The sequence below is a fragment of the Snodgrassella sp. B3837 genome, assembly GCF_026535955.1.
In the GTDB taxonomy this organism is placed as follows: Bacteria; Pseudomonadota; Gammaproteobacteria; order Burkholderiales; family Neisseriaceae; genus Snodgrassella; species Snodgrassella alvi_E.
This window is the reverse complement of record NZ_JAFNPI010000011.1, coordinates 1-436: the sequence shown is the minus strand read 5'-3', so window position 1 is coordinate 436 and position 436 is coordinate 1. Positions and strand designations below refer to the sequence as shown.

The 436-nt window shown below is 49.5% G+C and carries 1 pseudogene; it reads right to left on the bottom strand.

Annotation, left to right across the window (positions count from 1 at the left end):
* Positions 1-436: pseudogene (locus J3U67_RS04010) on the bottom strand (hypothetical protein); the annotation flags it as partial.

Below are 436 nucleotides of genomic sequence, written 5' to 3'. Positions count from 1 at the left end.
TCCGGTTGAGGTGGAGTTAGATAATGTATACAGCTGGCTTCCATTTACTGCATCGGTAGAGTCTGCAGCAAGACGTCCGGCGCTAATATTGGTAATGCGCTGTGCAGAACCGTCACGACCAGCATCATAAGCTGAAAGTGAACCATTCCATTGCAAGGTATTAGCCTTCAGCGTCGTCAGATTTTGATTGGTGCTGCTTAAGCTAGCTGTTAAACCAGCCAAGCCTGTTGCTGTACTGCTACTCAGCGTGCTCAGATTGCTATTGGTACTGTTCAAGCCTGCCGCAGTTACCGTAGACAGACTATAGAATTGCCCGCCGTTAATAGCTTCAGTTGAAGCTGCATTGACTGCACCTGCACCGATGCCACTCAGTACTTTGGCTTCTCCATTTCGACTGGCATCGTACACACCCTTGCCTGCATTCCACAGCAGCGCA